We start from the raw sequence: 25,955 nt of genomic DNA, 5'->3' as shown, positions 1-25,955 counted from the left end.
CGACCGTCCCGATCCGCAAGCGGGTGGATCGTCCACCAGATGGGGTAGCCGCAACGGGAATGCGAACTGTTTCTAAACGAGAGAGTGCGGATTATTCGAGCGGTTCGATGACGTCTCCGGGGCGAATCATCCCGTCTTCGAGGATGTCCGCTCGGAGCCCACCTCGATGAGTGAGTGCCTGCAATACGCCGTCCTGAGTGATGCGTTGCAGATGATTACACGGTTCACACAGTCGATCCCCTCGACAGATGGCGTCACCGACTCGGAACCGTTGTCCAACGAGATGATTGAGTGCGACATCGCGGGTTTCGATGTTCCGTCGGTGTTCGCCCGGGGCGAGTTCGATTCCCGCTTCACGTTCGATTGCTGTGACAGCCTCTTGCTCGATCAACGTGAGGTCGTACCCATCGTGACGTTCCTCATCTGGCTCCCACTCGACGAAGGTTCCCGTCTCAATCTCGCTAAAGTAGCGGTCACCGCGGAGTCCCTGTCCGGCGACTGCTTCAGCGTCGGTCTGTTCTTCCATCTCCGCTTCGGCTTCAGGTGCGATAAAAACCCGTTCGACAGTGCCGCTCCCGGTCATGTGTGCTATGCGCGTTTAGCACGGGATAAACACTCGGGTGGAGGTATCGTTGACAAGGACTTCAGCGTGCGATTCTTAGCAGCCAGCAGATAGATCGACGGCTCTGCTGGTAACGCTCTCACCGAGACTGAACGCGAGTTTCACAACCGATTTCGCATGTCGAAACTGCGCGACTAGCGATCATCGGCCGCGGTCGACAGCTACAAACCGCGGATCGACGGAGTTCGTAGTATGCCCGGCAAGGTGAGCCCGGACGACCTGCTCGCGCACGTCTTCGAGCGGACGGGAACCGACGACGAGACGGTCCTCCAGGGGCCGGCCAACGGGGAGGACGCCGCCGCCATCGCTCCGTTCGACGGCGACGAGACGCTCGTGGTCAGCTCCGACCCGATCTCGCTGGCCGCGGCGGGCGTCGGCTCCCTCGCGGTGCCGATCGCGTGCAACGACGTCGCCGCCTCCGGCGCCGACCCGCGGTGGCTGACCGTCGTCATCATGCTCCCCGACGAGGAGACGGACCTCGAGGCGATCACTAGCGACCTCGACGCAGCCGCCCGGGACGTCGGCGCGACGATCGTCGGCGGCCACTCGGAGTACGTCGACCAACTCGAGCGCCCCCTCCTGTCGCTGACCGCGATGGGAACCGCCGAGTCGTTCGTCCCGACCGGCGGCGCAGAACCCGGCGACAGCGTGCTCATCACGAAGGCCGCAGGGCTCGAGGGAACGGCCATCCTCGCGACCGACTTCGGCGACGAGTTCGACGTCGCCGAGGCCGTCCGCGAGCGCGCCGAGGGATTTCTCGACGAGATCAGCGTCGCCCCCGACGCCCGCGCGGTCCGCGAGCACGCGACCGCGATGCACGACCCGACCGAGGGCGGCGTCGCGGCCGGCCTGCTCGAGATCGCCCGCGCCTCCGGTGTTCGACTCGACGTCGATCGGGAGTCGATCCCGATTCGCGAGGAGACGGCGCGGTTGTGCGAGGCCGCCGGCGTCGATCCGCTGCGGATCTTCGGCTCCGGCGCCTTGCTCGCGACCGTTCCCGACGACGCGGTCGACGACTGCCTCGCGGCGCTCGAGGCGGCCGGCCTCGAGGGGAGCGAGATCGGAACGGTCGAAGCGGGCGATCCGGCGCTCGTCCTCGACGGCGAGTCGATCACCGAGCCGATCGCGGACGATCTCTACCCCCTGTGGGAAGGCGCGGACGCGGACGACTGAGCGCCGGTCCCGTCGGACCCGAGGAGCGCGTCGACGGTCGCGTCGGCCAGCACGGCCGCCGGATCGACGACGGCGTCCGCCCCAGCCCGCTCGAGCGACTCGCCGGCCCCGGCCGCTTCGGTTCTCGACTCTCGGTCCTCGACGACGGCGATTCGAGCGTCCGTGCGCGACCGGGCCGCGGCGACGGTCTCGCCCGCGTCGATCCCCGCGGCGACGACGAGCACCGCGTCGCACGCCCCGAGACCCGCCCGCTCGAGCGTCCGGTCGGCGGTCGGATCGCCGACGATCGGGGCCGCGCCCTCGGGGAGTCGCGGTGCCGTCTCCTCGTCGGTCACGACCGCGACCGACGCGCGCTCCGCGAGCGCCTCGACGACGGGAGCGAGCGTCGCGTCGAAGCCGAGCGCGACGACCCGCGCCGGTCGCGCGGTTCCGTTTCCGGCCCCGCTACCGGGATCGGCGACTCCGGATTCCGGCTCGAGATGCGCGGCCGCCCGGCGTCCGGTCCGCTCGAAGTGCGTCTCGAGCAGCGGTGCGAACAGGCTGCCGACGGTGGCGGCGAGGGTCGCGGGTCCGAGCACGACCAGCGAAACGGCGAACAGCCGCGCCGTCTCCGTGGCCGCGTGTACGTCACCGTACCCGACGGTGCTGGCGGTCACGGCGGTGAAGTAGACCGCGTCGACGACGGTCTCGACGCCGTCGAACTGAGCCCTGAGCGCGTACGCGCCGGCGGTCCCGTAACAGAACACGCCGACGATCGCCAGCACCGCACCGACCTGCGTCGCGTCGAGCACGACCGACCGCGTGAACCGCCGGCTCGTCGCCGCGAGAACGAGGAGCCCGCCGGACGAGAGGACGACCAGCGGGACGGCCAGCGCCCGGAACTGGACGACGCCGTGGGCCGCGGCGAGGGCCACGAGGACCGCGGCCGCAGCGTACGCGAGTCGATAGCCGCGGCGCATTCCCCACGCGGCGACGAGGAGGGCGAAGCCGACGACGGTCCCGCTGAACTCCGCTACCGACTGGAGCTGCCCGAGCGAGCCACCGGCCTCGACGGCCGGCCGGGTGAGAATGGCGGCGACGCCGGTGGCGATCGACGCGAGCGCGATCGCGACGACGAGCCGGACCGTGACCCGCCGGTCCGGTCGAGGGAGGCGCAACGTCTCGAACATACCGGTCCCATACCGCCGACGGCGGTAAATCCCGGGGCGCTCGGGGGCGCCGTCGCGTGCCCGAATTCGCTTGCATGCGGCTTATTGGCACGGCTACGTTTCCACGATCATGGCGACAATCGCGTACGAGGGACCGGACGGAACCGCCGAGGAAACGGTCGACGCCGGCAACATCACCGATTCGGGCAAGGTTCAGGGCCTTCGGATCAAACTCGAGGACGGCTACATCCACCTCCCCTACACCCGCGTGTACTGGGTCCGGATGAGCGAGGACGAGGGGAAGGCCGACTACTCGTCGGCGTAGGAACGGGCGCCGCTGCGGTTCGAACTCGGTTTTACCGGGGGACTCGATCGGCGACTCGACGGCGGGCCGGACGCCGTCCCCCGTTCCGCCGGGCTCCGTCGGGCGCGTGTCGACGACCCCTAACTCCTATCCCAGATGAAACTACGGTAGAAGGTTTTACCCGGGCCTTCGCCTTATACCTCCCCAATGGATTCGACGCCCGACGCCGACGCGGAGCTCCGCCGTCGGGTTCGGCAACAGGAAGTCGTCGCGGAACTCGGACAACGAGCCCTCGAGACCGACGACCTCGACCGATTGCTGCACGAGGCCGTCGTCGCCGTCTCGGACGTCCTCGAGACCGAGTACGCGGAACTGCTCGAGTTACTCCCCGACGGTGACGAGTTCTTCCTGCGCGACGGCGTCGGGTGGCGCGAGGGACTGGTGGGGTCGGCGACGGTGCCCGCGGATACGAACTCGCAGGCGGGGATCACGCTCCGCACCGAGGCGCCGATCGTCGTCGACGACCTCCGCGCCGAGGACCGACTCTCCGAGCCCGCGTTGCTCGACGAGCACGGCGTCACCAGCGGCGTCAGCGTGATCATCGGCTCGGTCGACGACCCGTGGGGCGTGCTGGGCGCGTACGCGAGTGAGCGTCGCGAATTCGCGGAGGGCGACGCCGCGTTCCTCCGGAGCGTCGCGAACGTCCTCGCGTCGGCCCTCGAGAACGAGCGGACGCGGCGTGAACTCGAGGAGATCTACGGCCGCATCTCGGACGCCTTCTTCGCCCTCGACGAGGAGTGGAACTTCACGTACCTCAACGAGCGCGCCCACGAACTGATCAACCCCGAGGGGCGGACGCTGGTCGGCAAGCGCGTGTGGGACGAGTTCCCCGAGGCGATGGGCCAGCAGTTCAAGCCGAAGTACGAACGCGCGATGTACGAACAGGAGACCGTCTCGTTCGAGGAGTACTACCCCGAGCCGCTCGATCGCTGGTTCGAGGTCCGGGCCTACCCCTCCGAGACGGGGCTGTCGGTGTACTTCCGGGACGTCACCGAGCGCAAGGAGCGCGAGCGGGAACTCGAGCTGTTCCGGACGCTGCTCGATTACTCCACCGACAGCGTGCTGGTGATCGACCCGCAGTCGGGCCGGTTCCTCGACGCCAACGAGACGGCCTGTCGCAACCTCGGCTACGACCGCGAAGAACTGCTCGAGCTGACGGTGCCCGACATGGATCACGTGTTCGACGACATCGCGGACTGGCGCGCCCACGTCGAGGACGTGAAGGCCGAGAACTCGATGACGATCACCGGCGAACACGTCCGGAAGGACGGGACGACCTTCCCGGCGGAGGTCAACGTCGCCCACGTCGAACTGGATCGCGAGTACATGATCGCGATCGCCCGCGATATCACCGAACACCGAGAGCGCGAACGCGAACTCGAGGCATCGAACGAGCGCTTAGAGCAGTTCGCCTACGCGGCCAGCCACGACCTGCAGGAACCCCTGCGGATGATCTCGAGTTACCTCCAGCTGATCGAACGCAGGTACGGCGACGCGTTCGACGAGGACGGCGAGGAGTTCCTCGCCTACGCGATCGACGGCGCCGAGCGCATGCGCGGGATGATCGACGGCTTGCTGGAGTATTCCCGCGTCGAAACGCGGGGCGATCCGTTCGAACCGGTCGACCTCGAGTGCCTGCTCGAGGACGTCCTCGAGGACCTCTCCCTCCAGCTCGAGGAGACCGACGCCGAGGTCGAGACCGAGCCGTTGCCCCGCGTGCGGGGCGACGCCAGCCAGCTGCGGCAGGTGTTCCAGAACCTGCTGGCGAACGCCCTCGAGTACAGCGGCGACGAGCCGCCGCGGGTTCACGTCGAAGCGACGCGGCGCGAGAGGGGGCGGTGGGAGATTTCGGTCATCGACGAGGGGATCGGGATCGACCCCGCCGACCAGGACCGCGTCTTCGACGTCTTCCAGCGCCTGCACAGCCGCGAGGAGTACGACGGGACGGGTATCGGCCTCGCGCTCTGTGAACGCATCGTCGAGCGCCACGACGGCGAGATCTGGGTCGAGTCGGAGCCGGGCGAGGGCTCGACGTTCTCCGTGACGCTGCCCGCGGCCGACGAGTCGGCGTGAGCCGCTCGAGCGACCCGGCCGCGAACCCGCTCAGCCGTCGACGAGCAGCGTGTTCAGGGCGTCCGGAATTACGAGGACCTCGCTGCCGGGCTCGAGGGCGTCCGCGACGTCGTCCGCAGCGTGCATGAGACACTCCTCGACGACCTCGGGCGCGTCGCTGTTCGTCACGTAGAGGTCGTGATCCCGGAGGACGCGCGCGACGACGAACGCTCGCTGGGCGCCGGGCTGGTACCCCGTTCGCATCGCCTCGTAGAGCGATTCCGGATCGGTCGCGCCGCTCAGTCGTCGGTAGAACCGCTGCTCGCCGGTTCCGTCGCCGACCCCCTCCGGGAGCGCGGCGGGGACGACGAGCCGGCCCCCCTCGCGGAGCGGATTTCGGTCGCCGAGCGCGACGTAGGTCGCGGCGCGGGTCGTCTGGTAGAGGTTCGCGTCCTTCGGCGCGCCGACGCCGCAGACGACGGCGTCGTACTCGCGGTCGATCGGCACCGAGAGGGCGCCGCGGGCGATCGACGCGAGTTCGCGGACGACGCGACGCCCCTCGCCGGCGCGGACGCCGAGGACGCCCGCCGGCCCGTAGCTCAGGTTGATCGAGAAGTCCAGTCCAGCGAGGTCGCCGGCCGCGTCGATCGTCTCGCGGAAGGGGTTGTCCTCGACGCGGCCCAGTCGGACGCCCTCGCGGGCGAGCATCTCGGGGCCGTGCGTGTAGCGGATGATCGACTCGCTGCCGGCCCCGATAACGACGGTCTTCGCGCCGCCGCTGAAGCCCGCGTACTGGTGGGGTTCGACGACGCCCGTCGAGAGCACCGCGTCGGCTTCGACGACCGGCTCGCCGATCTCGACCGGCACGTCGTCCTCACTCACTGTGCCGACCTCGACCACCGATTCGGGATCGTGGTTGACCGCCAAGTCGGCGTGGGGTCCCAGCATCGCCTCGATCTCGTCGCCGGTCATCGGTCGGTGCAGCCCGAGTCCGACGACCACCGTCACCTGCTCGCGGGCCACGCCGCAGCGCTCGAGGCGCTCGAGCAAGACGTCGAGCAACACGTCGTCGGGCGCCTTGCGGGTGATGTCGGTGACGACGATCGCGACGTCGTCGTCGGGATCGACGCGGTCCGCGAGCGGCGGCCCGATCGGGTCGTCGAGCGCGCGTTCGGCGGCCGCGCGAACGTCGACGGGGGCGCCGCCGGCCGGTCGCGCGACCGTGACCTCGCAGTTAGGCAGGGAGACGTCGATCGCGCCGGTTCCGAGGGGGAGATCCATGCGTTCGGTTCGCACGCGGATCGTGAAAAGCGTCGCCGGTTCTCGCCGGGGACGGACGGCGCGAGAGGGATCGACTACGCCCGGAACGTCCCGGTCGCACCGATACCGAGGCGGCCGACCGCGATCGGCGCGAGGAACACCCACGCGACGAGCGCGGCGTAGAGCGCGACGAGCGCCGGCACGAAGGAGACGGTCGCCTCGGCGACCTGGATTGCAGCGGCGCCGCCGCTACCGACGGCGACGAGGGCGCCAGTCTCGAGGCGAGTGCGGAGGTCGGGAAGGCGATCGATCCACCCCGCGGAACAGAGTCCGCCGATCGCCCCGCCGAGGCCGAGCAGCGAGTCCTCGGTGGCTCCCGCGACGACGACGGTGACGAGCGCGAGTCCGAACGCGATCGCGAAGCCGCGGCGGGGATCGTCCCCCGCGAGGCGGGCCATAGCGGCGAGGAACGCGACGCCGAGGACCGCGCCGACGATCACGTCGCCGAGGTAGTGGACGCCGAGCACGACCCGGGAGAGCGAGACGAGCGCGACGAGCGTGCCGGCGGCCGCCAGCGCGCGGACGTCCCGCGTTCGGTCGGACGCGGCGACGAGCCCGCCGTAGACGACCGTGGCGGCGAAGGCGTGGCCGCTGGGGAAGCCGTACCCCTCGCGTTCCTCCTCGAGGGGGAGTAGCAGGACGTCCTCCGGCGGCCGCGGCAGGCCGAACAGGGCCTTAATCGAGAGCAGGAGGGCGAGCCCGGCGACCGCGTAACTGATCACGAGTGCGCTCCGGCGACGCCACCCCGACCAGAACAGGACGGCGAGGACGGCCATTAGAACCGTCGTTCCGCCGAGTTCGGTGACGGCGACGACGAACTCGGCGTACTCGGCGGGAAACAGTTCGCGGACGATCGCGCTTTGCTCCTCGAAGCGCATGTCGAGTGCCGTTTCTCGTCCCCGGAAGTAAACGTTCGTTTCTTCCCGCTCTCCGCCCCCGGCTGCAAGCGTCTCCTTTATTTCGGCGCGGATGGCACTCGCTGCCACGGAATGGCAACGTTCGTCGAATTGGAACTGCCGGCGGCCGAAACCGCGCTGGGCGAGACGTTCGACCGCGTCCGATCGTGTTACTGCTACCTCGAACGGGCGGTCGTCAGCGAGACGCCGGGCCTCTGGTTCGGCGGCGCCGAGCGATCGGCGATCGAAGCGGCCCTCGAGGCGGACCCCAGCGTCGACGCGTACTCGCGGATACGGGCGGCCTCCGACGAGTGGTTGTACGAGGTTCGGTTCGCGGCCGAGATCTACGAGATCGGGGCGCTGCCGTTCGAAGAGGGCGGCACGATACTCGCCGCCTCGGCCGATAGCGGCGTCTGGTCGATCCGAATGCGATTCCCCGATCACGAGAGCGCGACCCGGACCTACCGTCGATTCCTCGAGCGAGACGTCGACGTCGACGTCGCGAGCGTCCGGAAGGGGCCGAAAACTGGGCCCGAACGGCCCGGGTTGACCGTCGAGCAGTACGAGACGCTCGTGGCGGCCGTCGAGCGCGGCTACTACGAGGTTCCGCGGGAGGTGTCGGTACAGGAACTGGCCGACGAGTTCGGTATTTCGGACCAATCGGTCTCCGAACGCCTCCGCCGCGCGTCCTCACAAATTCTGGCGACGGAATTGAACGTGGCCGACGCGAACTCCCGCGCCGACGACCGGTGACGGCGACGCCCTCGCATCGCGCGGTCGAGCGCCGACGGCGGGTCGGTTCTCGAGGGGACTTGAACACCCTGACCATCCGCATGATAGCATCACGGACGCGTATCACGAACGGTTCGTAGATGGCCACCGATCGCTGGCCCCCAACCGACGGAGACGGCTCGACCGTGATCGAATACGCGCCCGACGACGAGACGCCGATCAGCATCGCGATCGTCCGCACGATCGCCGCGATCGAGAACGTCGATCCGACAGCCCTCGAGTTCACGCTGTACGACTACGTGAATCCCGAAGCGCTCGATCTACTGATCGAACACGAGGGGAGCGGCGGAGCGGAGATCCGGTTCACCGTCGACGAGTACGACATCTACGTTTTCGAAACGGGAGAGATCGTCGTCCGCGAATCGACGTGAGAGCCGCCGAGGTCCGACTGTAACGCCGCCGTCAGCGGGTCGCCCACTCGAGCATCCGCTCGTAGACGGGGTCCGTCGCCAGCGCGTTCGCATCGCCGACCAGCACCAGCGCGCGCTTGGGCCGCGTGAGCGCGACGTTAATTCGCCGGTAGTCCTCGAAGATCGGCCCCTCGAGCGCGCCGGTCGCGGTAAAGGAGACGATAATGACCTCCTGGCTCGAGCCCTGGAAGCGGTCGACGGTGTCGACGGCGACCTCGTCGGGGACGTGTTTCGAGATCTCCGAGACCTGCGCGCGGAAGGGGGCGATGACGCCGATATCCGTGCGCTCGAGCCCCGCGGCCTCGTAGGTCTCGATCAGGTCGGTGATTCGCGCGGCCTCCTCGCTGTCGGTGTACCGCCCCCCGTCGCCCTCGACGTCGACGAACGCGACCGGGTCCCGGAGGGCGGCGGGGAGACCTTCCCGGGAGACGCCCTCGAGGTCGTCGAGGGTTCGAGCGGCGACCTCGGGCTCAGCGGGTCGCAGCTCCCCGTCGTAGAACTCGGTGGAGGCGAACGCCTGAATGCGCTGGTTCATCCGGTACTGGCGGTCGAGCATGACGCCGGCGTCGGGGTGGAGGTCGACGAGTCGCTCGAACAGCGACTCGGTCAGGTCGTTCTCCGCCCGCACCACGGGCGGCAGCTGCTCGTGGTCGCCGACGAGGACGAACCGCTCGGCCAGGTTCGTCGCCGCGTGCGTTCCGGGTTCGGTCAACTGGGCGGCCTCGTCGACCAGCGCCGCGTCGAACGACTGCTCTTTCATGATTCGAGAGCCGCAGGTCGCCGTCGTCGCGGCCACGACCTGCGCGTTCTCGAGTTCGGCCACCCGGTCCTCGGGGTCGCCGGCGCGCTCGAGGCGGTACGGCTCCATGTCCTCGCGAACGCCGCTCTCGGATCCGACGCGGACGACTCGATCCTCGTCGATCACGTCCTCGAGTTGCTCGAGCAGCGCCTCGAGGGCGTTGTCGACGGCGCGATTGGTAAAGGCCGACAGCAGGACGCGCTCGCCGCGTTCGACCATCGCGCGGATGGCCCGAGCGATGGTGTAGGTCTTGCCGGTGCCCGGCGGGCCGTGGATCAGGGCGACGTCCTCGGCGCCGACGGCCAGCCGGACGGCCTCGTCCTGCGCGTCGTTGTTGCCGATGAAGGTTTCGTCGACGGATTCGAACTCGGGAGCCGCGCGGTCGAAGAGCACGTCCTTGCGTCGGTCGCTGCCCTTCAGGAGGAAGTCGTGCATGGCGACGAGCAGCCGGTCGGTCGTCAGCTCGGAGGGGTAGACGTCGAGCCGAGTCACCTCGACGGGTTCGTCGGCCGTGAGGACGATCTCGTCGTCGAGTCGCTCGATCCTCGCGAGTTCAGCGTCGCCCCGCACCGGGTCGCCGTCGCTGGCCAGCACCAGATCGCCCTCCCGGAGCTTCGAGTTGGCGCCGCTCGTCCGGCGGGCGCGCAGTTCCCACCGTCCCTCCGCGAGCTTCCGCTGCTCGAGGAACTCGAGGTCGATCAGCGCGCGGTCGTCGTCGGCCCGCTCCTGGGCCGTCTGTTCCCAGAGCTTGGCGTACTCGCGGTGGACCTCGCGGCGTTCCTCCTCGATGGCGCGGTAGAAGCGGTCGAAGTACTCGCGTTCCTCCTCGGGCAGGGCTTGTCCGATCTGGCCGGCTTTCGACTCCTGATCGAGCCGTCCCGAGACGACCATGCAGGTGTCCTGCTCGAAGCAGTACTCGCACTTGGCCGACCCCTCGTAGCCGGTCGGGACCTCGCCCTTGACCTCCATCGCCGCGAGTTCGTTGCGCAGGCGGACGACGAACTTCAACAGTCCCTGCCCCATCGAGAACTCCTTGGCCGGCGTGAGGTCGCCGGTCTCCTCGTTGCGCTCCAGCGTGGAGTTCTTGGTGTAGAGCAGCGTGCCGGTGTCGACGTCTCCCCCGTGCTCCTCGAGCAGGAGCGCGTAACACGCGGCCTGCACCTTGTCCTTGAACCGGGGTTCCTTCTTCAGGTTCTTCCCGGTCTTGAGTTCGACCGGCGCGCCCCGACGGATCGCGTCGGCGCGGCCCCGAATCCCGAAGGTCTCGCTGATGAGCAGTTGCTCCGAACGCCAGCTATCCTCTTCGGTCAGGCGACCCTGCTCGAGCCAGCCCTCGATCGCTTTCGCGTTCTCGCGGACGTCCTCCGCTACGGCCTCCGGGGTCTCGCCGAGCAGGCCGAGCTGGAGACCCCGCTCCTCGACGCGAGCATCGATGGACTCCTCGAGGTCGCGACCCCGCAGCAGATCGCCGAAGACCTCGTGGACGAGCGTCCCCTTCACGACGGGGTAGTTCAGCGGCACCCCCGAGAGCTTGTTCAGATAGTACAGCCGGGGGCACTCGACCCAGTTGCGCAGCGACGTCACGTTCACGAGGAAGGAGGGCTCGACGACGACGTAGGAGTCGCCGGTCGTCGCGTACTGCGTCTCGCCCCGAAACTCCGTCTCCTCGGCGTCCGTGACGAGCAGTTCCATCCCCGGCTCGAGGTACTCGGCCGACTCGGTCCACTTCCCCCATAGCGTCACCTGCGTCGTCTCGTGATCGCCCTCGACCGCCGTCGCCGCGCCGCCGTCTCGAGCCAGCGTCTCGCCGTTCGGGGACTCGCCGTCGGCGTCGTCCGCGAGGCGCAACGGCACCTCGGCGAGTTCGCTCCCGCTGACCGACTTCGTCTCGACCTCGCCCGCGACGGTTCCGCGTACGTGCACGGCTATCCGTCACGGCCGAGCCGTCAAAAACGCTATCGGTCGCGGCCGAGTTCCGCCGGGAAGTCGTCCCCGCGCCGACTCCTATATATCGAATCACCGGCACTCGCCGGTGTAACGATCGATTACCGGCGGGTAGCCGTTCCAGTCACTGGAACAGTCGTCGCCGTTTTTGCCGAGCCGATCGAATCGACGACCCACATGAGCAACTCGAACGGCGACGACCGCGATCGAGACCGATCGGACGGCGTCGAGGGGGGAGCCGACCGCGACGAGGGGATGCGGTCGCCGTCCGACGACGTCGACTCCGGGACCGGGGTCGGAGACCGGGACGATCCCGGGCGAGACCGCCGCGACGAGACGACCCGGGTCGCAAACGAGGAGCGCCGGCGAAAGATCTCGGTCATCAGCGGGATCATCGCCGTCATCGGCGCGTGGGTCGCCCTGTCGGTCGTCGCCCTCTACGACGTCTCGTCGGCCGCGTTCTGGAACAACGTCCTCGTCGGGGGCGTCGTCTTCGCCGCGGGGGCCTACAACTACTACCGGCTCGCCAACGACATCCCGCTCAGCGTCGGCGTCTCGGGACTGGTCGCGCTGCTCGGAATCTGGCTGATCGTCGCGCCCGCGCTGCTGGAGATGCCGGCCGGACTCGGGCTGACGGAGAGCCCGTTCTGGAGCACGCTCGCCTCCGGGCTACTGATCGCGGCCCTGGCCGGCTACAACGCTTACGACGCGCGCGAGGCGCGGTCGGTCGCGACGGACTCCGCGCGGGCCTGAATCCGGGCGACGCGGGCACGGACCCGTGCCCGAGTGGTCGGGTAGAAACGGACGTACGGAACGGGGGTCGACGCTAACCGCTGATTACCGCGTCGACCGGAGATCGGCCTCGAGGTCGCCCTCGAGTCGCCGGAGCCGGTGTTCGGCGGCGTGATGGCGCGTCGCGACGACGGCGAAGCCGATCATGACGACGGCGAAGCCGACCGAGACGGCGGGAGAGATGCCGTTGACGTAGCTGTTCCCGAGTTGACCGAGCGCCAGGGCGAGCGGGCCGAGCGCGAGGAGGGAACTCTTCGCTGGTGTAGCGAGAAACAGTTCGACGAGCGAGAGTGGTTGCCGGACGGACATGGGGAAAGCGTCGGTTACTTTCCTTGCTTCGAGGAGGCATCGTATCCCTTTTGGTTCGATTCGGCTCCTCGGTGGTGACGAAAACGGTCCCGATCGGCGCCGGCGGCGACGGTCGGCGCGACCGATACGTTCATTCTGTCCGCATCACAACCCACACGTATGCGGATTCGCGAGTGGCAGGACATACTCGAGGACGTCACGGAGCGAGACGTCGACCCGGAGCAGTGGCGCGCAGTCGCCGGCGATCGCGCCGCCGGCGTCGGCGAAGACATGTACCTCGCGCATCCCGGCGCCGGGGTCTTCTTCCTGAAGACCTACGCGAAGAACCCCTTCGAGGTCCGCGGGGTCGGCACGCGGGTCGCCCGCAACCTCGACGACGAGATCGGCGCCTTCCTCCCCGAGGCGGACACCGGCGGGCGGTTCGCCGTCCAGTCGCCCCCCGAGGACGAGGAACAGGCCGAAACGGTCTCGAAGCGCCTCGAGACCGTCCTCGAGACCCACGCCGACGCGCCGACGCGGCCCCAGGACCTGTTCGACGACGTCATGGAGGCCCTCGAGAGCCCCGCGTTCGGGCCGATGGAGTACGACCAGTACGACCGTCCCGACGAACTCGAGGACCTCTCGGAGCGGTTCGAGGAGGCCGACGAACTGCTGAACGCGGAGCTCGAGGACCTGATCGAGACCGACGAGGTCGATCGGGGCTTTATGTAAACCGAACTTTTTCCACCGAACTTTTTCCGCCTCGGGTTCGTTCGCTGCACTCACTCACCACTCGGCGCAAAAACTTCGATGAAAAAGGCCGCCTGAGCGGGGCGTTGCCTCGCTCAGGCGGCGAATCGTTCACTTCGTTTGTGAACAGTCGTATAGAGCGTCCGCCGCTCGACGCGTGGACAGACGTACTATGACCCGAACGCGCCTGCGACTGCGTCCGGTGACTCTATGGGGTCGGCTTCCGACGCCTCGGATATGAGCGACGGAAACGCTGACGGAGCCGAGGCCGTCGTCCGCGACTACTACGACGCGCTCCGGAGCGGCGACCCCCTCGAGCCGTACTTCCTCGAGGACGAGTCGACCGTCAAATTCGGGATCAGCGAGGCCCTGTTCGGGTCCGAGTCGGTCCGCGAGGCACTGGAGGAACAGACCGCGACGACCACGGACTGGACCGTCGAGAGCGACCACCTCGTCGTCGCAGAACGCGACGCGTTCGCGACGTTCGCCGACGAGGTGACGATGGCGTGGACGGACGCCGAGACCGGCGCGAACCGACAGTTCGAGACGCGGTGGAGCGGGACGCTCGTCCGGGACGGGCGCAGCGAACGGGACGCGGCCGGGGACGGAGCGGCGCCGCAGTGGCGATTCGCCACGATGCACGTCAGTACGGCCGACGACCTATGAGTCGCGGCCCCGATCGCGATCCGAGGCGTCGGGCCGCCGACTCGAGTTCGCTGACGGAGCCGTCGGCCCGACTCAAGGCCCTGTTCGTGCTGCTCGTCGGTCTCTCCGGCGGCACGATGGCGCTCGGGGGCGGCGCGTCGCCGCGCATCGTCGGGCTGTTGACCGTCGGCGGCGTCGTCGCCGGCGCCGCGTTACTCTGGTATCTGCTCTGGATCCTGGGCTAGGGAGCCGCGGCGAGGAACGACTCGAGTCGAGACGGAAACGGCGTCTCGATCGGTCGGTGATCGGCAATCGACGCTAGTCCGGGCCGGCGGCGATCAGCGATCGACGCGCTGGAGCCACATCGTCGGCGCGTCGAGTTCGTCCTGCGTCGGGAGGTTCTCGGGGCCCTCCCAGACGAGCGCCGCGGTCTCGAGGTCGCGGTTCTCGACGATCGTCTCGAAGAAGTGCTTTCCGCGCTCGTATTGGCGTTCCTTGAGTCCGAGGCCGAGCAGGCGACGGAACAGCTTCTGGAGCGGCCCCCGACCCTGCCGACGGGCGTCGAGCTTCCGGCGCAGATCCGCGTACTCGTCGTCGAAGGCGTGGTCCATCAGCAGTTCGGCGTACCCCTCGACGACGGTCATCGCGGCGTCGAGGTCCTGGAACGACGCGCGATCGAGCGAGCCGTCCGAGAGCTTCGCGATGCCCTCTTCCATGCGCTCCTCTAAGTGGTCGGAGAGCCACGGCGCGGCGCCGAACTCCGCGGCGTGGGTCACCTCGTGGAAGGCGATCCAGCGGCGGAACCGGTCGGCATCGACGTCGAGTTTCTCGGCGGCACCGAGGATGTTCGGCCGGACGAAGTACAGCGCGTGGGTCTCCTCGGGGTCGTTCGCCAGCAGCAGGGGATCGTACTGCCCGAGGACGTTCCGTCCGAGGAAGGCCAGCAGGACGGTCATCGTCCCCGTGTTGATCGTTCGGGCGACGCCGGGGAAGGCGCCGGCCGGCACCTGCTCCTCGAGGGTCCCCATCACGCGCTCGAAGGTCGCGATGTTCGCGTCCATCCAGTGGTGACGGTTCTGAATCTCGATGGAGTCGGGAACGTCGAAGTCGACGCCCGACACCGTGCGGATGCCGTCGCGAGCCTCCCGCACGTCGCGGGCGAACGCCTCCCGCTCGCCCGGCTCGAGGTCGAGGGAGCCGGGCTCGGTTACCGCCTTCGCGGCGTCCGCCGCGGACTGCCAGTCGATCATATCGTCACCGGACGCCCCGGCAACGGCCCGGGCGCTACGATAGAGATTCACACCGCGGAGTACGTGCAGGAAGCGCAAAAGCGTTCTGTCGGACGGCGACCGACAGTGAGTCGATCGCCGGACGGTCGGCGAGTCAGTTGACGATGACGTCCGGCTCCTCCTCGGCCTCGAGGTCGTCCTCGTCGTCGCCGCGGAACTTCTTGGCGGCCGCCGCGATGGCCACGAGCGTAACGAGCGCGATGACGGCGCCGATGGCCTTGCTGCCGCCGGACTCCTCGTCCTCGGAGTCGTCGACGTCGGTCTCGGGCTCGTACTCCGGCGTCTCCTCGGACTCGGTTTCGCTGGAGCCGAACGGCAGTGCACTGCCGATCGATCCGGGGCCGAACTGGGTGTCGCCGTCCAGATGCAACTCGACGAGGGTGAACTTCGTGTCGCCCATATGTAGGGTCTCGTGGAGTAGCCACTTATAGTGTTTGCTGGATGTCGCACAGCGGACTCGAGTCAGCGGGCTCTCGACCTCGGAACGTTTTCCGAGATCGATCGATTGTGTCTTCCACCACTAGTCTGGGACAAAGAATGGGGGTGACCGAGCCAGAAACCAACGCAAGGACAACAGTACTTCTGATTTTCGTCATGAACGTGCTCCTGCTCGCTGGAATCGCTTTTCTCGAGTAGCGCGTGTACGAAGTCACGTTCGTGTACTGGGTTGAGATCGGGTTGACCATACATCATAAGTCACTCATTGTAGAAAAGTCAACCGGATTTATGGCTCAAATTACGGCCGGGGTTTTGGGAACCGTATTTATCGGTGGGTTCTTTCTCCGTTCCGCTAACCGAACAATACATAGCGCGAACGTGTTCCGGTCAGTCTTCTGGGGTGGAGCAGCTACGTCTCACGAGCTCGCCGATGGCGAACCGGCAGTGATACGGGGAACTGTCATCGTCGACGAATCCGCATACGAAGCCGATAGAGTCGTTGAGGAAACCAGTTCTGCGGTTGCGCTATATCTATGGCGAGCTACATACCCTAATACAGAGGGCAGAGTGACCTTTGAATCCGGTATCGAGTCAGGTCAATTCAGTGTTAGTAACAACGGAAGGTCGGTCACTGTCGATCCGACATGGCTCCTCGGAAACTGTACTCGGCTGTCGGAGTTGTCCGTTGACGGCTGGAACTTCAATTTGAATATCGCTATTCCGCTTAGTGAGTCTCCGTATATCCATCTGACAAGCGCGATAACCACGAGAACGTTCAATGAGATCCTGGATCTAACCAGTGTAGACGAACCACAGCCAGCGAATAATAGAAGTGACGCTAAGCAATTTCAAGTCGACGTGAAGCCAATTCGTGAGGGGACAACGATCACTGTGTATGGCAACGTTCGGTTTGAGGACGGTGAACCGGTGATTTACGGAACCGATACGGTCCCGCTCATTATGTCGGACCAAGAGTTTGACAACCTCCGAACGGATCTCAGAACGACAATGCTCAAGTCAGGACTTGTCTCCGTCATTCTGATAACGATGCTCGTCAGTTTTTGGCTCGTTATTTTGGGATAATCTTCACCATAACTGATTCCACTCGATTGATTTAACGGCTATTGCTGAGATCGAATCTGTGTCGGTAACATCCGTCGTTCAGTGTGCCAGACCTCTAGAATGTGGAACGAGGGCAATTCGCGACGGCACCACGATGGAGACGGGACGATTCGCATCGAGCGAGGCTGGCCTGTGATATACGGGATCGATACGGTACCGCTCTCGATCTCGGATCGGGGGTTCGACGGACTCCGAAACGATCTCAAAGCGAGCGTGGCGACATCGGGATTCGCCGCCCTCGCTCTGCGAACGGGTATCGCCACCCTCTGGATCGTTTCTAGCCAGCCCCGATCGTGGCGTCTCGCGACGGAAAATCCCGACCGCATCTCCGTCGAGGGCGGGAATGCGGACACAGGACCGGTACGATTAAGTGTCCGTCACCTGCGGTCTTTCGTATGAGTGGACGACCGCTGGACGTCCTCGAGGCGTCGCTCGGCGAACGCGTCACGGTACGACTCAAGAGTGGCGGCGAGTACGTCGGCGATCTGGCCGGCTACGACCAGCACATGAATCTCGTGCTCGAGGACGTGACGATCCCCGAAGCCGGTGTCGACGAAGAGGCGCCGGTCGAAGACACAACGATTATACGCGGCGACAACGTCGTTTCGATCACTCCATGACTGGCGCAGGAACCCCAAGCCAAGGAAAGAAGAACAAGACGACGCACACCAAATGTCGTCGCTGCGGAGAGAAGTCCTACCACACCAAAAAGAAGGAGTGCTCGTCGTGTGGCTTCGGCAAGTCCGCCAAACGCCGCGACTACGAGTGGCAGTCGAAGAACGGCGACAACTGACGGATCTTCTCTTTCCTCCTTCACACTGCACGTTCCGTAGCGGTGCGGCTCGAGCCGATTGACTCGGCGTGAAACCGACTGGCACGGTGTGAGTCGGACTCGAGGCGAGACGACCTCCGTTCGAGCGGGGACTCATTCGAGGCGTGACGATTCGCACTCGAGACGAGAGATAGCGGCTCGTAAACACTGTTGTTTTTTGACCGAACTGATCACCGATAACTCGATTACACGGCTAAAGGCCCCAAATCTATCGATCTTCGTGTCTAACGTACGTTTATATAGTTGTCAAGCGTATACTATGTCGACCACGCCGGAGACGGCAGTCGGTCGAGGACGAGTCATGATCACTAACGCGGTCACCTACTTGAAGAACAGCGACGACGTCTGGAAGACGGCGATCATCGGCGGGCTGCTCGTACTGGCGAGCGTCCTGGTGCTCCCCGCCGTTCTCGTCTGGGGCTACGTCGTCCGAGTGCTCGAGCGAACGGGCCGCGGCGACGACGAGGCGCCGCGGTTCGACGACTGGCGGGCGCTGACGATCGACGGCGCGAAAGCGGTCGCGATCCTCCTCGCGTACGGCCTGCTTCCGTTCGTCGTCGGCGGCCTCCTGTTCGGGGGCGTCTGGCTGGCGGTCGGCGGCGACCCGGGAACGATCGGCACCGCGGCGCTCGGCATCGCGAGCCTGCTGACGCTCGCGACCGCGATCGCGGTCGCCTACGCCGTCCCCGCCGCGCTGGCTCACTTCGCGACGGCGGGCCGACTCGGCGCCGGCTTCGAGTTCGCCGCGCTGCGCCCGAGTCTCGCGACCGGGACCTACGCGGTCGGCTGGCTGCAGGCCGTCGGGATCGTCTTCGCCGGCGCGTTGCTCTCCGGACTGCTCACCGAGATCCCGATTCTCGGGGCCGTCCTCGGCGCGATCGTGTCGTTCTACGCGCTCGTGAGCGCCTACTACGTCATCGGGCAGACCTGGGAGCGGCTCCACCCCGTCTCGCTCGAGGGGACGCGAGAACAGCCGTCGGCCGAACGCCCGGCGATCTGAACCGCATTCGTTTTTTCCGCCGTCGGATACAGTCCCCCGTCAAACGACGGTCAGCCGCGGCGAACGACGGCCGTCCACCGATGAACAGCCAACTGTCGCCACTGCAGCGATACCCACCTGTTCGCAGTTCCGCGAGCGAGTGGGCATTGACTTCCAGTGACTACAAGTTCGGGCCCGCGAACACTCGCGTATGGAGACGACGGACGCCTTCGCCGGACTCGAGTGTGTCGACTGCGGGGCTACCTACGACGCCGCGGACGTATCTCACCGCTGTCCCGACTGCGACGGCTTTCTCGACCCGACCTACGAGTACGACGCGATCGATCTCGACCGCGAGACCCTCGCGGACCGACCGTTCGACTCGCAGTGGCGCTACGAGGAACTGCTCCCGTTCCCCCGCGAGTCGGCGGTGACGACCGACGAGGGGGCGACGCCGCTGGTCGACTGCCCCGACCTGGCCGACGAACTCGGCGTCGAACGCGTCCTGATCAAGGACGACGGCCGGAATCCGACGGGGTCGACGACCGACCGCGGGGGATCGGTCGCCGCGACGGCCGCCGCCCAGCACGGCGCGACCGACGTCGCGCTCGCGTCCACGGGTAACGGCGGACAGGCGGCCGCGGCCTACGCCGGCCGGGCCGACCTCGAGTCCCACGTCTACGTGCCCTCGCGCTCGAGTTTCACGAACAAGGCGATGATCAACGTCCACGGCGGCGACATGAACGTCGTCGGCGGCCGGTTCGACGACGCCGTCGGCGCCTACGAGGAGGGGATGGGCGAACACGACGACTGGTACTCGCTGCAGCCCTTCGAGACGCCCTACCGCCACGAGGGCGCGAAGACGACCCTCTTCGAGATCGTCGAGTCCCTCGAGTGGGCGGTTCCCGACGCGATCTGTTATCCGACCGGTATCGGCGTCGGGCTGGTGGGAGCGTACAAGGGGGCGACGGAGCTTCGCGAACTCGGGCTCATCGACGAGCTCCCGCCGCTGTACGCCGCCCAGGCCGCGGGCTGTGCGCCGATCGTCGACGCCCTCGAGGACGACCGCGACGACCACGAGCCGATCGACCGACCCGACACGATCTGCGGCGAGATCGAGATCGCCGATCCGCCGGCGAGTTCGCGCGTCCTCGAGGCCGTCCGCGAGACCGACGGCGGCGCGGTCGCGACCGAGGATCGGGACATCCTCGAGTCCGGCGTCCGCGTCGCCACGCACGAGGGCCTCGAGCTGGCGCCGAGCCCGGCCGCGGCGGCCAGCGGGGCGTGGGAGCTGGCCGAGCGCGGCGAGTTCGACGGCGACGAGACGGTCGTCATCGTCAACACGACCGCCGGCAACAAGGAGGGCGACGTGCTTCGCAGTCACCTGATGAGCCAGGGCGTCTAGTCGCCGATCGAACCGCGCCGTGCCGAGATCGGACTGACCGCCGTCCGGGCGTCACGTGGACCCGTCTGATCGTCGAAACGACACCGCCGGGCGTCAGTCGTCGTCGGCCCGCTCGGTGCCGGCGTCCTCGAGCGAGCCGGCGTTCGTCTCGTCGACGACGTCGATCGAGACGCCGGCGTCCATCCCGCGGTTGCGGCTCGCGTCGCCGAATCCGGCGCTGAGCACGCGCGTCAGGGCGTCCTCGACGTCCTCGTCGAGTTCCGTGATCCGGTCGGATTCGACCTCGACGACGAACCCCGTCGTGATGTTCGGCGACGTCGGCAAGAAGAGCACCTCGCGGCCGTCGTCGGTCACCTTTCCCGTTTTGAACGCCGTCATCCGAAGTCCGTTCCAGGTCTCGATCTTGACCGGTTTCTGCAGCGAGTCCTGTTCGCCGAAGGCGGTCTCGGCGGCCATTTTCGAGGCGTTGTAGACGACCCGCATCACGGGGACGCGGTTCGCGACGTTGTCGACGACCCGTTCGACGAGCCCGCCGACGGTCGTCCGCATGAGATAGCCGATGGAGAAGGTGAGGATCGTGAAGACGGTCAGCGCGACGATGACCCGGAGGAACTGCGCGAGCTGCTCGCGGGTCTGCTCGGCCTGCGCTCCGTTGCCGGGAATAAACGGCTCGAGGGCCTCGGGCTGGAGAATGAGCCCCGGCGTCAGCCCGGCGACGAGACCGTAGAGCCAGTAGATGACGTAGAGAGTGACCAGGATCGGGCCGAGGACGATCAGCCCGCTCGCGAAATCCCGCTTCCACGAAGCCATGTGGAGCAACTCTCACTAGGGGCTAATGAGCCCTTCCCTTTAGCGGTCGAGAAGCGCGCGGAGCGCGAACCGGACGTTCCCCGTCCGTTCGGTCAGCCGGCGGTAGAAGTACGATTTCCACCGGTTGCCGTACGGGACGTACTGGGAGACGGGATACTCGGCGGCGAGGTCGTCCTGAGCGTCCTCGCGGACGCCCATCAGCATCTGGATCTCGAAGTCGGTGCCGTACCGCTCGTGGCAGTCGATCGCGTGCTCGATCATCGCCGGATCGTGGCTGCCGACGGCGACGCCGCCGTCGTACCGCTCGAAGGCGTACTCGAGCAGCGACTCGTACTCCCGATCGATCCGGTCGCCGTCGCGGTAGGCGATATCGGCCGGTTCGTCGTAGGCGCCCTTGACGAACCGCACCTTCCCCGGCACGTCCGCGAGCCGTTCGACGTCCTCCCGGGTGCGCTCGAGGTTCGCCTGCACGCAGACGCCGACGCCGCCCTCGTGCTCGCGAGCGAGCTCCTCGAACGCGTCGAGGGTCGCGTCGGTCGTCGTGTGATCCTCCATGTCGATCCAGACGAAGACGTCCTCGGCGGCGGCCGCGTCGACGATGTCCGCGAGCGTCTCCCGAAACACGTCCTCGCCCAGATCCAACCCCAGTTGCGACGGCTTGACCGAGATGCAGGCCTCGAGGTCCGACGCGGCGATGTCCCGAACCAGCGCGCGGTACTCGGCGGCGTCGGCCCGGACGGATTCGCGGTCGTCGTAGTGCTCACCCAGGAGGTTGACGATCCCCGCGATATCGCGCTCGTTGAGCCGTCGGACGTGCTCGAGGGCCGTTGCCGGGGACTCCCCGGCGACGAAGCGGTTCGCGATCGGCGGGAGCATGGTCGTCCGTTCGACGGCCGTCCCTAAGGGAGTTTGTCCGGTTCGCAGCGCGAGACGTTCCGTCCCGTCGATCCCGCCGACCGGGCGTAGCGGATCCCGGTCTCGCGGCCGGGCAGGTGGAACGCCTTTACCGCCAGAGCGTTACCGTTGGGACGATGGCTACAGAGGCGACGTTCACGGTGCCCTCCGACCAGTTCCCGCTGGGGAGCGTGTTCGAGCAGTTACCCGACGTGACGGTCGAACTGGAGCGAATGATCCCGGCCCGTGACGTCGTCGTTCCCTACTTCTGGGTCCGAGGAACCGTCGTCGACGACATCGAGAGCGCGTTCGCCGAGCATCCGGGCGTGACGGACATCCGGCTCGTCGATTCCGTCGCCGACGAGTACCTGTTGCGCGTCGAGTGGGCGCTGGCGTACGACGGCGTCCTGAGCACGCTGACGGAGACGGAGATTCCGGTCGTCAAAGCGGTCGGCACGAGCCGGCAGTGGACGTTCGACGTCCGCGGGGACGATCGAAGCGACATCGCGGACTTTCAGCGACGCTGTCGGGAACTGGACATCCCGATCACGCTGACGAAACTCCACGCGCTGACGCCGATCGATACCGAGACCGAGACCGCACTGACCGACGCCCAGCGGGAGGCTCTCGTCCTCGCCTACGATCGCGGCTACTTCAACTCGCCGCGGGACGTGACGATGGCGGAACTCGGCGACGAACTCGGGATCACACAGCAAGCCGTCGCGTCGCGGCTCCGACGCGGCCTCGATCAGATCCTCGAGACGACCCTCTCCGAGTGAGGTGTTCCTCGCGCGGCCGCACTTAAACGAGTTGTATACTAAAAAGCGAGCCTGAACAGCGCGGCGGCCGTCTGTCGGTCAATGAGCAGGCGTTCCTTCGAGTTCGGCGTGGATCTCGAGTCTCCGGGAGACGAGATCGGCAGTTGGCGGTACGTGATTCCGGTCTTCGGCGTGGTTTTGCTCGTCAGTGCGATCGTTAAATCGGCCCTCGCGCTGGTGAGCAGCGGCGTGCTCCTGGAGGCGGCGCTCGATCTAGCGCTGATCAGTACGCCGGGAATCGCGATGCTGTATATCGGTCACTGGCTGCCGGAGACGACGATCCCGTCCGAGCTCTATCCGCGTATCGTGACGTGGGTGTTCGGCGGGGTCGCGGTCATGGCGTTCGTGATGGGGCTGCGAGTCATTCATCCCGGAGTCTCGGTCCGGTTCACGTTCGGGACCCAAGCCGTCTTGCTCTCGATCGGGTCGCTCGCGGGGCTGGGGATCGGGATCCACGAGGCCCAGGCGCTCACCCACGCCAGAACGCTCGAGGAACGGAACGAAACGCTGAACCGGACCGAACGGCGCCTCGAGGAGGTCGTGGCGGAACTGGAGGCGTCGAACGAGCAACTCGAGCAGTTCGCGCACGCGGCCAGCCACGACTTGCAGGAGCCGCTGCGAATGGTGACCAACTATCTGGAACTCCTCGAAGACCGGTGCGGCGACGAACTCGACGACGACGGCGAAGAGTTCCTCGCGTACGCGGTCGACGGCGCCGAGCGGATGCACGCGATGATCGACGGCCTGCTCGAGTACTCCCGGGTCGACACGCAGGGGGAGCCGTTCGAGGCAGTCGATCTGGACGCCGTGCTCGACGACGTGCTCACCGACCTGCAGTTCAGGATCGACGAGACCGATACCGAACTCACGCGAGAGCCGTTGCCCACCGTCGAGGGCGACGAGCGGCAGTTACAGCAGCTCTTCCAGAATCTGTTGACGAACGCGATCGATTACAGCGGCGACGACCCGCCGCGAATACACGTGTCGGCGACCCGAGAGGGGGCGACGCGGACGGTTTCGGTCCGCGACGAGGGGGTCGGCATCGATTCCGACGACGCCGACCGGATCTTCGACGTCTTTCAACGCCTCAACTCGGCCGACGAACGGGCCGGTTCGGGAATCGGGCTGGCGCTGTGTGACCGAATCGTCGACCGCCACGGCGGCGAGATCCGGGTCGATTCGGCGTCCGGCGCGGGCTCGACGTTTTCGTTTACGCTCACGTCCGGCGAACGGGCGGCCGATCCCGCCGCCGTCGAACGGCCGGATGCTCCCGACGACGTCGAGCGATCGGAATCGAACGCGCAGTTCGGCGGAAAATGCCCGACGGATTGACCGCCGATCTACGCTCCTCCGCGGGCTACCGCACCACGACCTATCGCAGTCCGTCTACGATCTTCGACACCCCTACACGCAGTAACGGGTTCCGAAATCGCACTTGTACCCAGTATCTGTATACGTACTATATGGATACTGTGGACAAGTTATTTATAATCGTTTCACCTGTGCCTACGTATGACGCGCGGACCGCCGATCGACGAACTCCACTTCGATGACGCACCGACCGTCGACTCCGTCCCGGGGCCGAACACCCGAGAGCTGCTCGAGAAGCAGCGCGAGATCGACAGCAGCGCGGTCGCGTACCCCGACGACATCCCGATCGCCTTCGAGGAGGGGAAGGGAGCGACGGTCCGCGACGCCGACGGCAACACCTACATCGACCTCTTCGCGGGGATCGGCGTCCTGAACGTCGGCCACGCGAACCCGTACGTGCTCGAGGCCGTCCACGAGCAGGCCGACAAGTTCGTCCACACGGTCGACTTCCCGACGGAGGCCCGACTCGAGCTGATCGAGAAGTTAGACGAGATCGCCCCCGACGGCCTGCAGGGCAACCAGAAGGTGGTCTTCGGCGGGCCGACCGGCAGCGACGCCATCGAGGCCTCGATCAAACTCTCCAAGTACAACACCGGTGGCGACGGGCTCATCGCGTTCCGCGGCGCCTACCACGGCGCGACGACGGGAGCGATGAGCGTCACCTCGAACAAGAAGTTCAAGGGTCACTACACGCCCCTGCTCTCGGACGTCGTCCACGCGCCCTATCCCCACCCGTTCCGGCAGGGCAAGACGCCCGAGGAGGCGGTCGATCACGCCCTCGAGGAGGTCCAGGCGATCGTCGAGGACCCCTACGGCGGCCTCGCGAACCCCGCGGGGATCATCGTCGAACCGATCCAGGGCGAGGGCGGCATCGTCACGCCGCCGGAGGGCTTCCTCCAGGGACTGCGCGACATCGCGGACGACAACGACGTCACGCTCGTCTTCGACGAGATCCAGAGCGGGCTGGGCCGCACCGGGCAGTGGTGGGCCAGCGACTGGGAGGGCGTCACCCCCGACGTGATGACCTCCGCGAAGGCGCTGGGCGGCGTCGGCTTCCCGCTCTCGGCGACGATGTACAGGGAGGAACTGGACACGTGGGGGTCGGGCGACCACGCCGGCACCTACCGCGGCCACGTCGTCGGGATGCGCGCCGGCACCCGCGCCATCGAGTACATTCAGGACCACGACCTGCTCGCCCACGCCCGCGACCTCGGCGAGTACATCCAGGGCCGACTGCGGGAGGCCGCCGACGGCACCGAACGGCTCGCCGACATCCGCGGCAAGGGGCTGTTCATCGGCGCCGAGTTCGTCGACGAGGACGGCCGGCCCGACGGCGACCTCGTCGACGCGATCCAGCGGTACTGCTTCGAGCACGGCGTCCTCGTCTGGACGGCCGGCCGGGAGGGCAACGTCCTGCGGTTCCTCCCGCCGCTCGTGCTGACCCACGACCTCGCGGAGACCGCGCTGGACGTCGTCGTCGAGGCGATCGAACAGGTCACCGAGGAAGCGAAGCAGACGGCCTGATATCCGAGTGAACAGCACCATGGCAGACACCGACCCCATCGAGACCGACGGTGCACCGAGCAACGACAACCCCTACTCGCAGGGCGTGGTGGCCGGCGACACGTGCTACGTCTCCGGCTACGGCCCGGTCGACCCCGAGACGGGCGAGACCGTCGACGGCGATATCGAGACCCAGACCGAGCGCGTCCTGGCGAACATCGAGAGCGTGGTCGACGAGGCCGGCGGAAACGGCCTCGAGGACGTCGTCAAGGTGACCGTCTACCTGACCGACCTCGAGGACTACGAGCGGGTCAACGAGGCCTACGGCGCGCAGTTCGGCGACGAACCGCCGGCCCGCGTCTGCGTGGAGGTCTCGCGGCTGCCCGAGGACGTCCGCGTCGAGATGGACGCGACGGCGTACGTCGGCTGAGGCCGCGGGCGTCCGTCGCTCGTCGCTGCCGGCAGCAACTGACTATCGAGACCTCTCACAGCAAGAACT

The 25,955-nt window shown here is 67.0% G+C and carries 28 protein-coding genes; 18 read left to right on the top strand and 10 right to left on the bottom strand.

The window, feature by feature from the left end; translation table 11 throughout:
• Positions 1–91 precede the first annotated feature (91 nt).
• Entirely contained in the window at positions 92–583 is a 492-nt protein-coding gene (locus HTZ84_RS01080) for an MOSC domain-containing protein (protein WP_174678987.1), read from the bottom strand.
• A gap of 231 nt (positions 584–814) precedes the next feature.
• Between HTZ84_RS01080 and HTZ84_RS01075 the strand changes: the two genes are divergently transcribed.
• Entirely contained in the window at positions 815–1,795 is a 981-nt protein-coding gene (locus tag HTZ84_RS01075; RefSeq protein WP_174678986.1) for an AIR synthase family protein, read from the top strand.
• Here the strand turns inward: HTZ84_RS01075 and HTZ84_RS01070 are convergent.
• Entirely contained in the window at positions 1,759–2,964 is a 1,206-nt protein-coding gene (locus HTZ84_RS01070) for an ion channel (RefSeq protein ID WP_174678985.1), read from the bottom strand. The genes HTZ84_RS01075 and HTZ84_RS01070 overlap by 37 nt on opposite strands.
• Before the next feature lie 109 nt (positions 2,965–3,073).
• On the opposite strand from HTZ84_RS01070, the gene HTZ84_RS01065 reads away from it, so the two are divergent.
• Both HTZ84_RS01065 and HTZ84_RS01060 read left to right on the top strand, forming a co-directional pair.
• A complete protein-coding gene (locus tag HTZ84_RS01065; protein ID WP_174678984.1) occupies positions 3,074–3,268 on the top strand; it encodes a hypothetical protein in 195 nt (64 codons plus the stop codon).
• Positions 3,269–3,454: 186 nt separating this feature from the next.
• Positions 3,455–5,380 carry an ATP-binding protein gene (locus HTZ84_RS01060; protein WP_174678983.1) on the top strand — a complete coding sequence of 642 codons (1,926 nt, stop codon included), beginning with the start codon at positions 3,455–3,457 and terminating at the stop codon, positions 5,378–5,380.
• A 30-nt stretch (positions 5,381–5,410) separates the two neighbouring features.
• On the opposite strand, the gene HTZ84_RS01055 is transcribed toward HTZ84_RS01060, so the two are convergent.
• On the bottom strand, positions 5,411–6,640 hold the full coding sequence (locus HTZ84_RS01055) for a lactate racemase domain-containing protein (RefSeq protein WP_174678982.1): 1,230 nt from the start codon (positions 6,638–6,640) through the stop codon (positions 5,411–5,413).
• 74 nt (positions 6,641–6,714) lie between these two features.
• On the bottom strand, positions 6,715–7,557 hold the full coding sequence (locus tag HTZ84_RS01050) for a phosphatase PAP2 family protein (RefSeq protein WP_174678981.1): 843 nt from the start codon (positions 7,555–7,557) through the stop codon (positions 6,715–6,717).
• 111 nt (positions 7,558–7,668) lie between these two features.
• Here HTZ84_RS01050 and HTZ84_RS01045 point away from each other — a divergent pair, with 111 nt between their 5' ends.
• Complete coding sequence (locus HTZ84_RS01045; protein WP_174678980.1) at positions 7,669–8,328, top strand: helix-turn-helix domain-containing protein; 660 nt, start codon at positions 7,669–7,671, stop codon at positions 8,326–8,328.
• A gap of 119 nt (positions 8,329–8,447) precedes the next feature.
• Positions 8,448–8,738 (top strand): HalOD1 output domain-containing protein, encoded by a 291-nt coding sequence (locus HTZ84_RS01040; RefSeq protein WP_174678979.1) that lies wholly within the window; start codon positions 8,448–8,450, stop codon positions 8,736–8,738.
• 31 nt (positions 8,739–8,769) lie between these two features.
• Here HTZ84_RS01040 and HTZ84_RS01035 read toward each other — a convergent pair whose 3' ends face one another.
• Positions 8,770–11,499 (bottom strand): AAA domain-containing protein, encoded by a 2,730-nt coding sequence (locus HTZ84_RS01035; protein ID WP_174678978.1) that lies wholly within the window; start codon positions 11,497–11,499, stop codon positions 8,770–8,772.
• A gap of 198 nt (positions 11,500–11,697) precedes the next feature.
• Between HTZ84_RS01035 and HTZ84_RS01030 the strand changes: the two genes are divergently transcribed.
• Positions 11,698–12,273 (top strand): SPW repeat domain-containing protein, encoded by a 576-nt coding sequence (locus HTZ84_RS01030; protein WP_174678977.1) that lies wholly within the window; start codon positions 11,698–11,700, stop codon positions 12,271–12,273.
• A gap of 84 nt (positions 12,274–12,357) precedes the next feature.
• On the opposite strand, the gene HTZ84_RS01025 is transcribed toward HTZ84_RS01030, so the two are convergent.
• Positions 12,358–12,621: a hypothetical protein gene (locus HTZ84_RS01025; RefSeq protein ID WP_174678976.1), complete on the bottom strand. Its 264-nt coding sequence runs from the start codon at positions 12,619–12,621 to the stop codon at positions 12,358–12,360.
• Between the two features lie 159 nt (positions 12,622–12,780).
• Here HTZ84_RS01025 and HTZ84_RS01020 point away from each other — a divergent pair, with 159 nt between their 5' ends.
• The 3 genes from HTZ84_RS01020 to HTZ84_RS01010 all read left to right on the top strand — a co-directional run bounded on the left by HTZ84_RS01020 (position 12,781) and on the right by HTZ84_RS01010 (position 14,240).
• A complete protein-coding gene (locus HTZ84_RS01020; protein WP_174678975.1) occupies positions 12,781–13,332 on the top strand; it encodes a hypothetical protein in 552 nt (183 codons plus the stop codon).
• Between the two features lie 255 nt (positions 13,333–13,587).
• Entirely contained in the window at positions 13,588–14,016 is a 429-nt protein-coding gene (locus HTZ84_RS01015; protein ID WP_174678974.1) for a nuclear transport factor 2 family protein, read from the top strand.
• Positions 14,013–14,240, top strand: a complete 228-nt coding sequence (locus HTZ84_RS01010; protein ID WP_174678973.1) for a hypothetical protein — start codon at positions 14,013–14,015, stop codon at positions 14,238–14,240. Before HTZ84_RS01015 ends, HTZ84_RS01010 begins: the two co-directional genes overlap by 4 nt.
• A 93-nt stretch (positions 14,241–14,333) precedes the next feature.
• On the opposite strand, the gene HTZ84_RS01005 is transcribed toward HTZ84_RS01010, so the two are convergent.
• Together HTZ84_RS01005 and HTZ84_RS01000 are read right to left on the bottom strand one after the other, a co-directional pair.
• Complete coding sequence (locus HTZ84_RS01005; RefSeq protein WP_174678972.1) at positions 14,334–15,296, bottom strand: zinc-dependent metalloprotease; 963 nt, start codon at positions 15,294–15,296, stop codon at positions 14,334–14,336.
• 82 nt (positions 15,297–15,378) lie between these two features.
• Positions 15,379–15,684, bottom strand: coding sequence for a hypothetical protein (locus tag HTZ84_RS01000; protein ID WP_174678971.1), 306 nt, complete (start codon positions 15,682–15,684; stop codon positions 15,379–15,381).
• 239 nt (positions 15,685–15,923) lie between these two features.
• Here HTZ84_RS01000 and HTZ84_RS00995 point away from each other — a divergent pair, with 239 nt between their 5' ends.
• From HTZ84_RS00995 to HTZ84_RS00975, 5 genes are all read left to right on the top strand, one after another.
• A complete protein-coding gene (locus tag HTZ84_RS00995) occupies positions 15,924–16,805 on the top strand; it encodes a hypothetical protein (protein WP_174678970.1) in 882 nt (293 codons plus the stop codon).
• 434 nt (positions 16,806–17,239) lie between these two features.
• Entirely contained in the window at positions 17,240–17,464 is a 225-nt protein-coding gene (locus tag HTZ84_RS00990; protein WP_008894159.1) for an LSM domain-containing protein, read from the top strand.
• A complete protein-coding gene (locus HTZ84_RS00985; protein ID WP_174678969.1) occupies positions 17,461–17,637 on the top strand; it encodes a 50S ribosomal protein L37e in 177 nt (58 codons plus the stop codon). The genes HTZ84_RS00990 and HTZ84_RS00985 overlap by 4 nt, the downstream gene beginning before the upstream one ends.
• A 340-nt stretch (positions 17,638–17,977) precedes the next feature.
• Positions 17,978–18,676 (top strand): DUF4013 domain-containing protein, encoded by a 699-nt coding sequence (locus HTZ84_RS00980; RefSeq protein WP_174678968.1) that lies wholly within the window; start codon positions 17,978–17,980, stop codon positions 18,674–18,676.
• 190 nt (positions 18,677–18,866) lie between these two features.
• Positions 18,867–20,060: a threonine synthase gene (locus tag HTZ84_RS00975; RefSeq protein WP_174678967.1), complete on the top strand. Its 1,194-nt coding sequence runs from the start codon at positions 18,867–18,869 to the stop codon at positions 20,058–20,060.
• 93 nt (positions 20,061–20,153) lie between these two features.
• On the opposite strand, the gene HTZ84_RS00970 is transcribed toward HTZ84_RS00975, so the two are convergent.
• Both HTZ84_RS00970 and HTZ84_RS00965 read right to left on the bottom strand, forming a co-directional pair.
• Positions 20,154–20,870 (bottom strand): DUF502 domain-containing protein, encoded by a 717-nt coding sequence (locus tag HTZ84_RS00970; protein ID WP_174678966.1) that lies wholly within the window; start codon positions 20,868–20,870, stop codon positions 20,154–20,156.
• Positions 20,871–20,909: 39 nt separating this feature from the next.
• Positions 20,910–21,746 (bottom strand): proline dehydrogenase family protein, encoded by an 837-nt coding sequence (locus HTZ84_RS00965; protein ID WP_174678965.1) that lies wholly within the window; start codon positions 21,744–21,746, stop codon positions 20,910–20,912.
• A gap of 155 nt (positions 21,747–21,901) precedes the next feature.
• Between HTZ84_RS00965 and HTZ84_RS00960 the strand changes: the two genes are divergently transcribed.
• The 4 genes from HTZ84_RS00960 to HTZ84_RS00945 all read left to right on the top strand — a co-directional run bounded on the left by HTZ84_RS00960 (position 21,902) and on the right by HTZ84_RS00945 (position 25,886).
• Positions 21,902–22,543, top strand: a complete 642-nt coding sequence (locus HTZ84_RS00960; protein ID WP_174678964.1) for a helix-turn-helix domain-containing protein — start codon at positions 21,902–21,904, stop codon at positions 22,541–22,543.
• An 81-nt stretch (positions 22,544–22,624) separates the two neighbouring features.
• Entirely contained in the window at positions 22,625–23,914 is a 1,290-nt protein-coding gene (locus HTZ84_RS00955) for a sensor histidine kinase (RefSeq protein WP_174678963.1), read from the top strand.
• Between the two features lie 180 nt (positions 23,915–24,094).
• Positions 24,095–25,477: an aspartate aminotransferase family protein gene (locus HTZ84_RS00950; protein ID WP_174678962.1), complete on the top strand. Its 1,383-nt coding sequence runs from the start codon at positions 24,095–24,097 to the stop codon at positions 25,475–25,477.
• 19 nt (positions 25,478–25,496) lie between these two features.
• On the top strand, positions 25,497–25,886 hold the full coding sequence (locus HTZ84_RS00945; RefSeq protein ID WP_174678961.1) for a Rid family detoxifying hydrolase: 390 nt from the start codon (positions 25,497–25,499) through the stop codon (positions 25,884–25,886).
• Positions 25,887–25,955 lie beyond the last annotated feature (69 nt).

This window comes from Haloterrigena gelatinilytica (assembly GCF_013342145.1).
Lineage (GTDB): Archaea > Halobacteriota > Halobacteria > Halobacteriales > Natrialbaceae > Haloterrigena > Haloterrigena gelatinilytica.
Note: the sequence above shows the minus strand (reverse complement) of the source record. Positions and strands in the feature narration are given on the sequence as shown.

What these genes read in the sequence shown, in the direction of transcription:
- HTZ84_RS01080 (WP_174678987.1), bottom strand. Translation starts at nt 583, where the DNA reads ATGACCGGGAGCGGCACTGTCGAACGGGTTTTTATCGCACCTGAAGCC.
- HTZ84_RS01075 (WP_174678986.1), top strand. Translation starts at nt 815, where the DNA reads ATGCCCGGCAAGGTGAGCCCGGACGACCTGCTCGCGCACGTCTTCGAG.
- HTZ84_RS01070 (WP_174678985.1), bottom strand. Translation starts at nt 2,964, where the DNA reads ATGTTCGAGACGTTGCGCCTCCCTCGACCGGACCGGCGGGTCACGGTC.
- HTZ84_RS01065 (WP_174678984.1), top strand. Translation starts at nt 3,074, where the DNA reads ATGGCGACAATCGCGTACGAGGGACCGGACGGAACCGCCGAGGAAACG.
- HTZ84_RS01060 (WP_174678983.1), top strand. Translation starts at nt 3,455, where the DNA reads ATGGATTCGACGCCCGACGCCGACGCGGAGCTCCGCCGTCGGGTTCGG.
- HTZ84_RS01055 (WP_174678982.1), bottom strand. Translation starts at nt 6,640, where the DNA reads ATGGATCTCCCCCTCGGAACCGGCGCGATCGACGTCTCCCTGCCTAAC.
- HTZ84_RS01050 (WP_174678981.1), bottom strand. Translation starts at nt 7,557, where the DNA reads ATGCGCTTCGAGGAGCAAAGCGCGATCGTCCGCGAACTGTTTCCCGCC.
- HTZ84_RS01045 (WP_174678980.1), top strand. Translation starts at nt 7,669, where the DNA reads ATGGCAACGTTCGTCGAATTGGAACTGCCGGCGGCCGAAACCGCGCTG.
- HTZ84_RS01040 (WP_174678979.1), top strand. Translation starts at nt 8,448, where the DNA reads ATGGCCACCGATCGCTGGCCCCCAACCGACGGAGACGGCTCGACCGTG.
- HTZ84_RS01030 (WP_174678977.1), top strand. Translation starts at nt 11,698, where the DNA reads ATGAGCAACTCGAACGGCGACGACCGCGATCGAGACCGATCGGACGGC.
- HTZ84_RS01025 (WP_174678976.1), bottom strand. Translation starts at nt 12,621, where the DNA reads ATGTCCGTCCGGCAACCACTCTCGCTCGTCGAACTGTTTCTCGCTACA.
- HTZ84_RS01020 (WP_174678975.1), top strand. Translation starts at nt 12,781, where the DNA reads ATGCGGATTCGCGAGTGGCAGGACATACTCGAGGACGTCACGGAGCGA.
- HTZ84_RS01015 (WP_174678974.1), top strand. Translation starts at nt 13,588, where the DNA reads ATGAGCGACGGAAACGCTGACGGAGCCGAGGCCGTCGTCCGCGACTAC.
- HTZ84_RS01010 (WP_174678973.1), top strand. Translation starts at nt 14,013, where the DNA reads ATGAGTCGCGGCCCCGATCGCGATCCGAGGCGTCGGGCCGCCGACTCG.
- HTZ84_RS01000 (WP_174678971.1), bottom strand. Translation starts at nt 15,684, where the DNA reads ATGGGCGACACGAAGTTCACCCTCGTCGAGTTGCATCTGGACGGCGAC.
- HTZ84_RS00990 (WP_008894159.1), top strand. Translation starts at nt 17,240, where the DNA reads ATGAGTGGACGACCGCTGGACGTCCTCGAGGCGTCGCTCGGCGAACGC.
- HTZ84_RS00985 (WP_174678969.1), top strand. Translation starts at nt 17,461, where the DNA reads ATGACTGGCGCAGGAACCCCAAGCCAAGGAAAGAAGAACAAGACGACG.
- HTZ84_RS00980 (WP_174678968.1), top strand. Translation starts at nt 17,978, where the DNA reads ATGATCACTAACGCGGTCACCTACTTGAAGAACAGCGACGACGTCTGG.
- HTZ84_RS00975 (WP_174678967.1), top strand. Translation starts at nt 18,867, where the DNA reads ATGGAGACGACGGACGCCTTCGCCGGACTCGAGTGTGTCGACTGCGGG.
- HTZ84_RS00970 (WP_174678966.1), bottom strand. Translation starts at nt 20,870, where the DNA reads ATGGCTTCGTGGAAGCGGGATTTCGCGAGCGGGCTGATCGTCCTCGGC.
- HTZ84_RS00965 (WP_174678965.1), bottom strand. Translation starts at nt 21,746, where the DNA reads ATGCTCCCGCCGATCGCGAACCGCTTCGTCGCCGGGGAGTCCCCGGCA.
- HTZ84_RS00960 (WP_174678964.1), top strand. Translation starts at nt 21,902, where the DNA reads ATGGCTACAGAGGCGACGTTCACGGTGCCCTCCGACCAGTTCCCGCTG.
- HTZ84_RS00955 (WP_174678963.1), top strand. Translation starts at nt 22,625, where the DNA reads ATGAGCAGGCGTTCCTTCGAGTTCGGCGTGGATCTCGAGTCTCCGGGA.
- HTZ84_RS00950 (WP_174678962.1), top strand. Translation starts at nt 24,095, where the DNA reads ATGACGCGCGGACCGCCGATCGACGAACTCCACTTCGATGACGCACCG.
- HTZ84_RS00945 (WP_174678961.1), top strand. Translation starts at nt 25,497, where the DNA reads ATGGCAGACACCGACCCCATCGAGACCGACGGTGCACCGAGCAACGAC.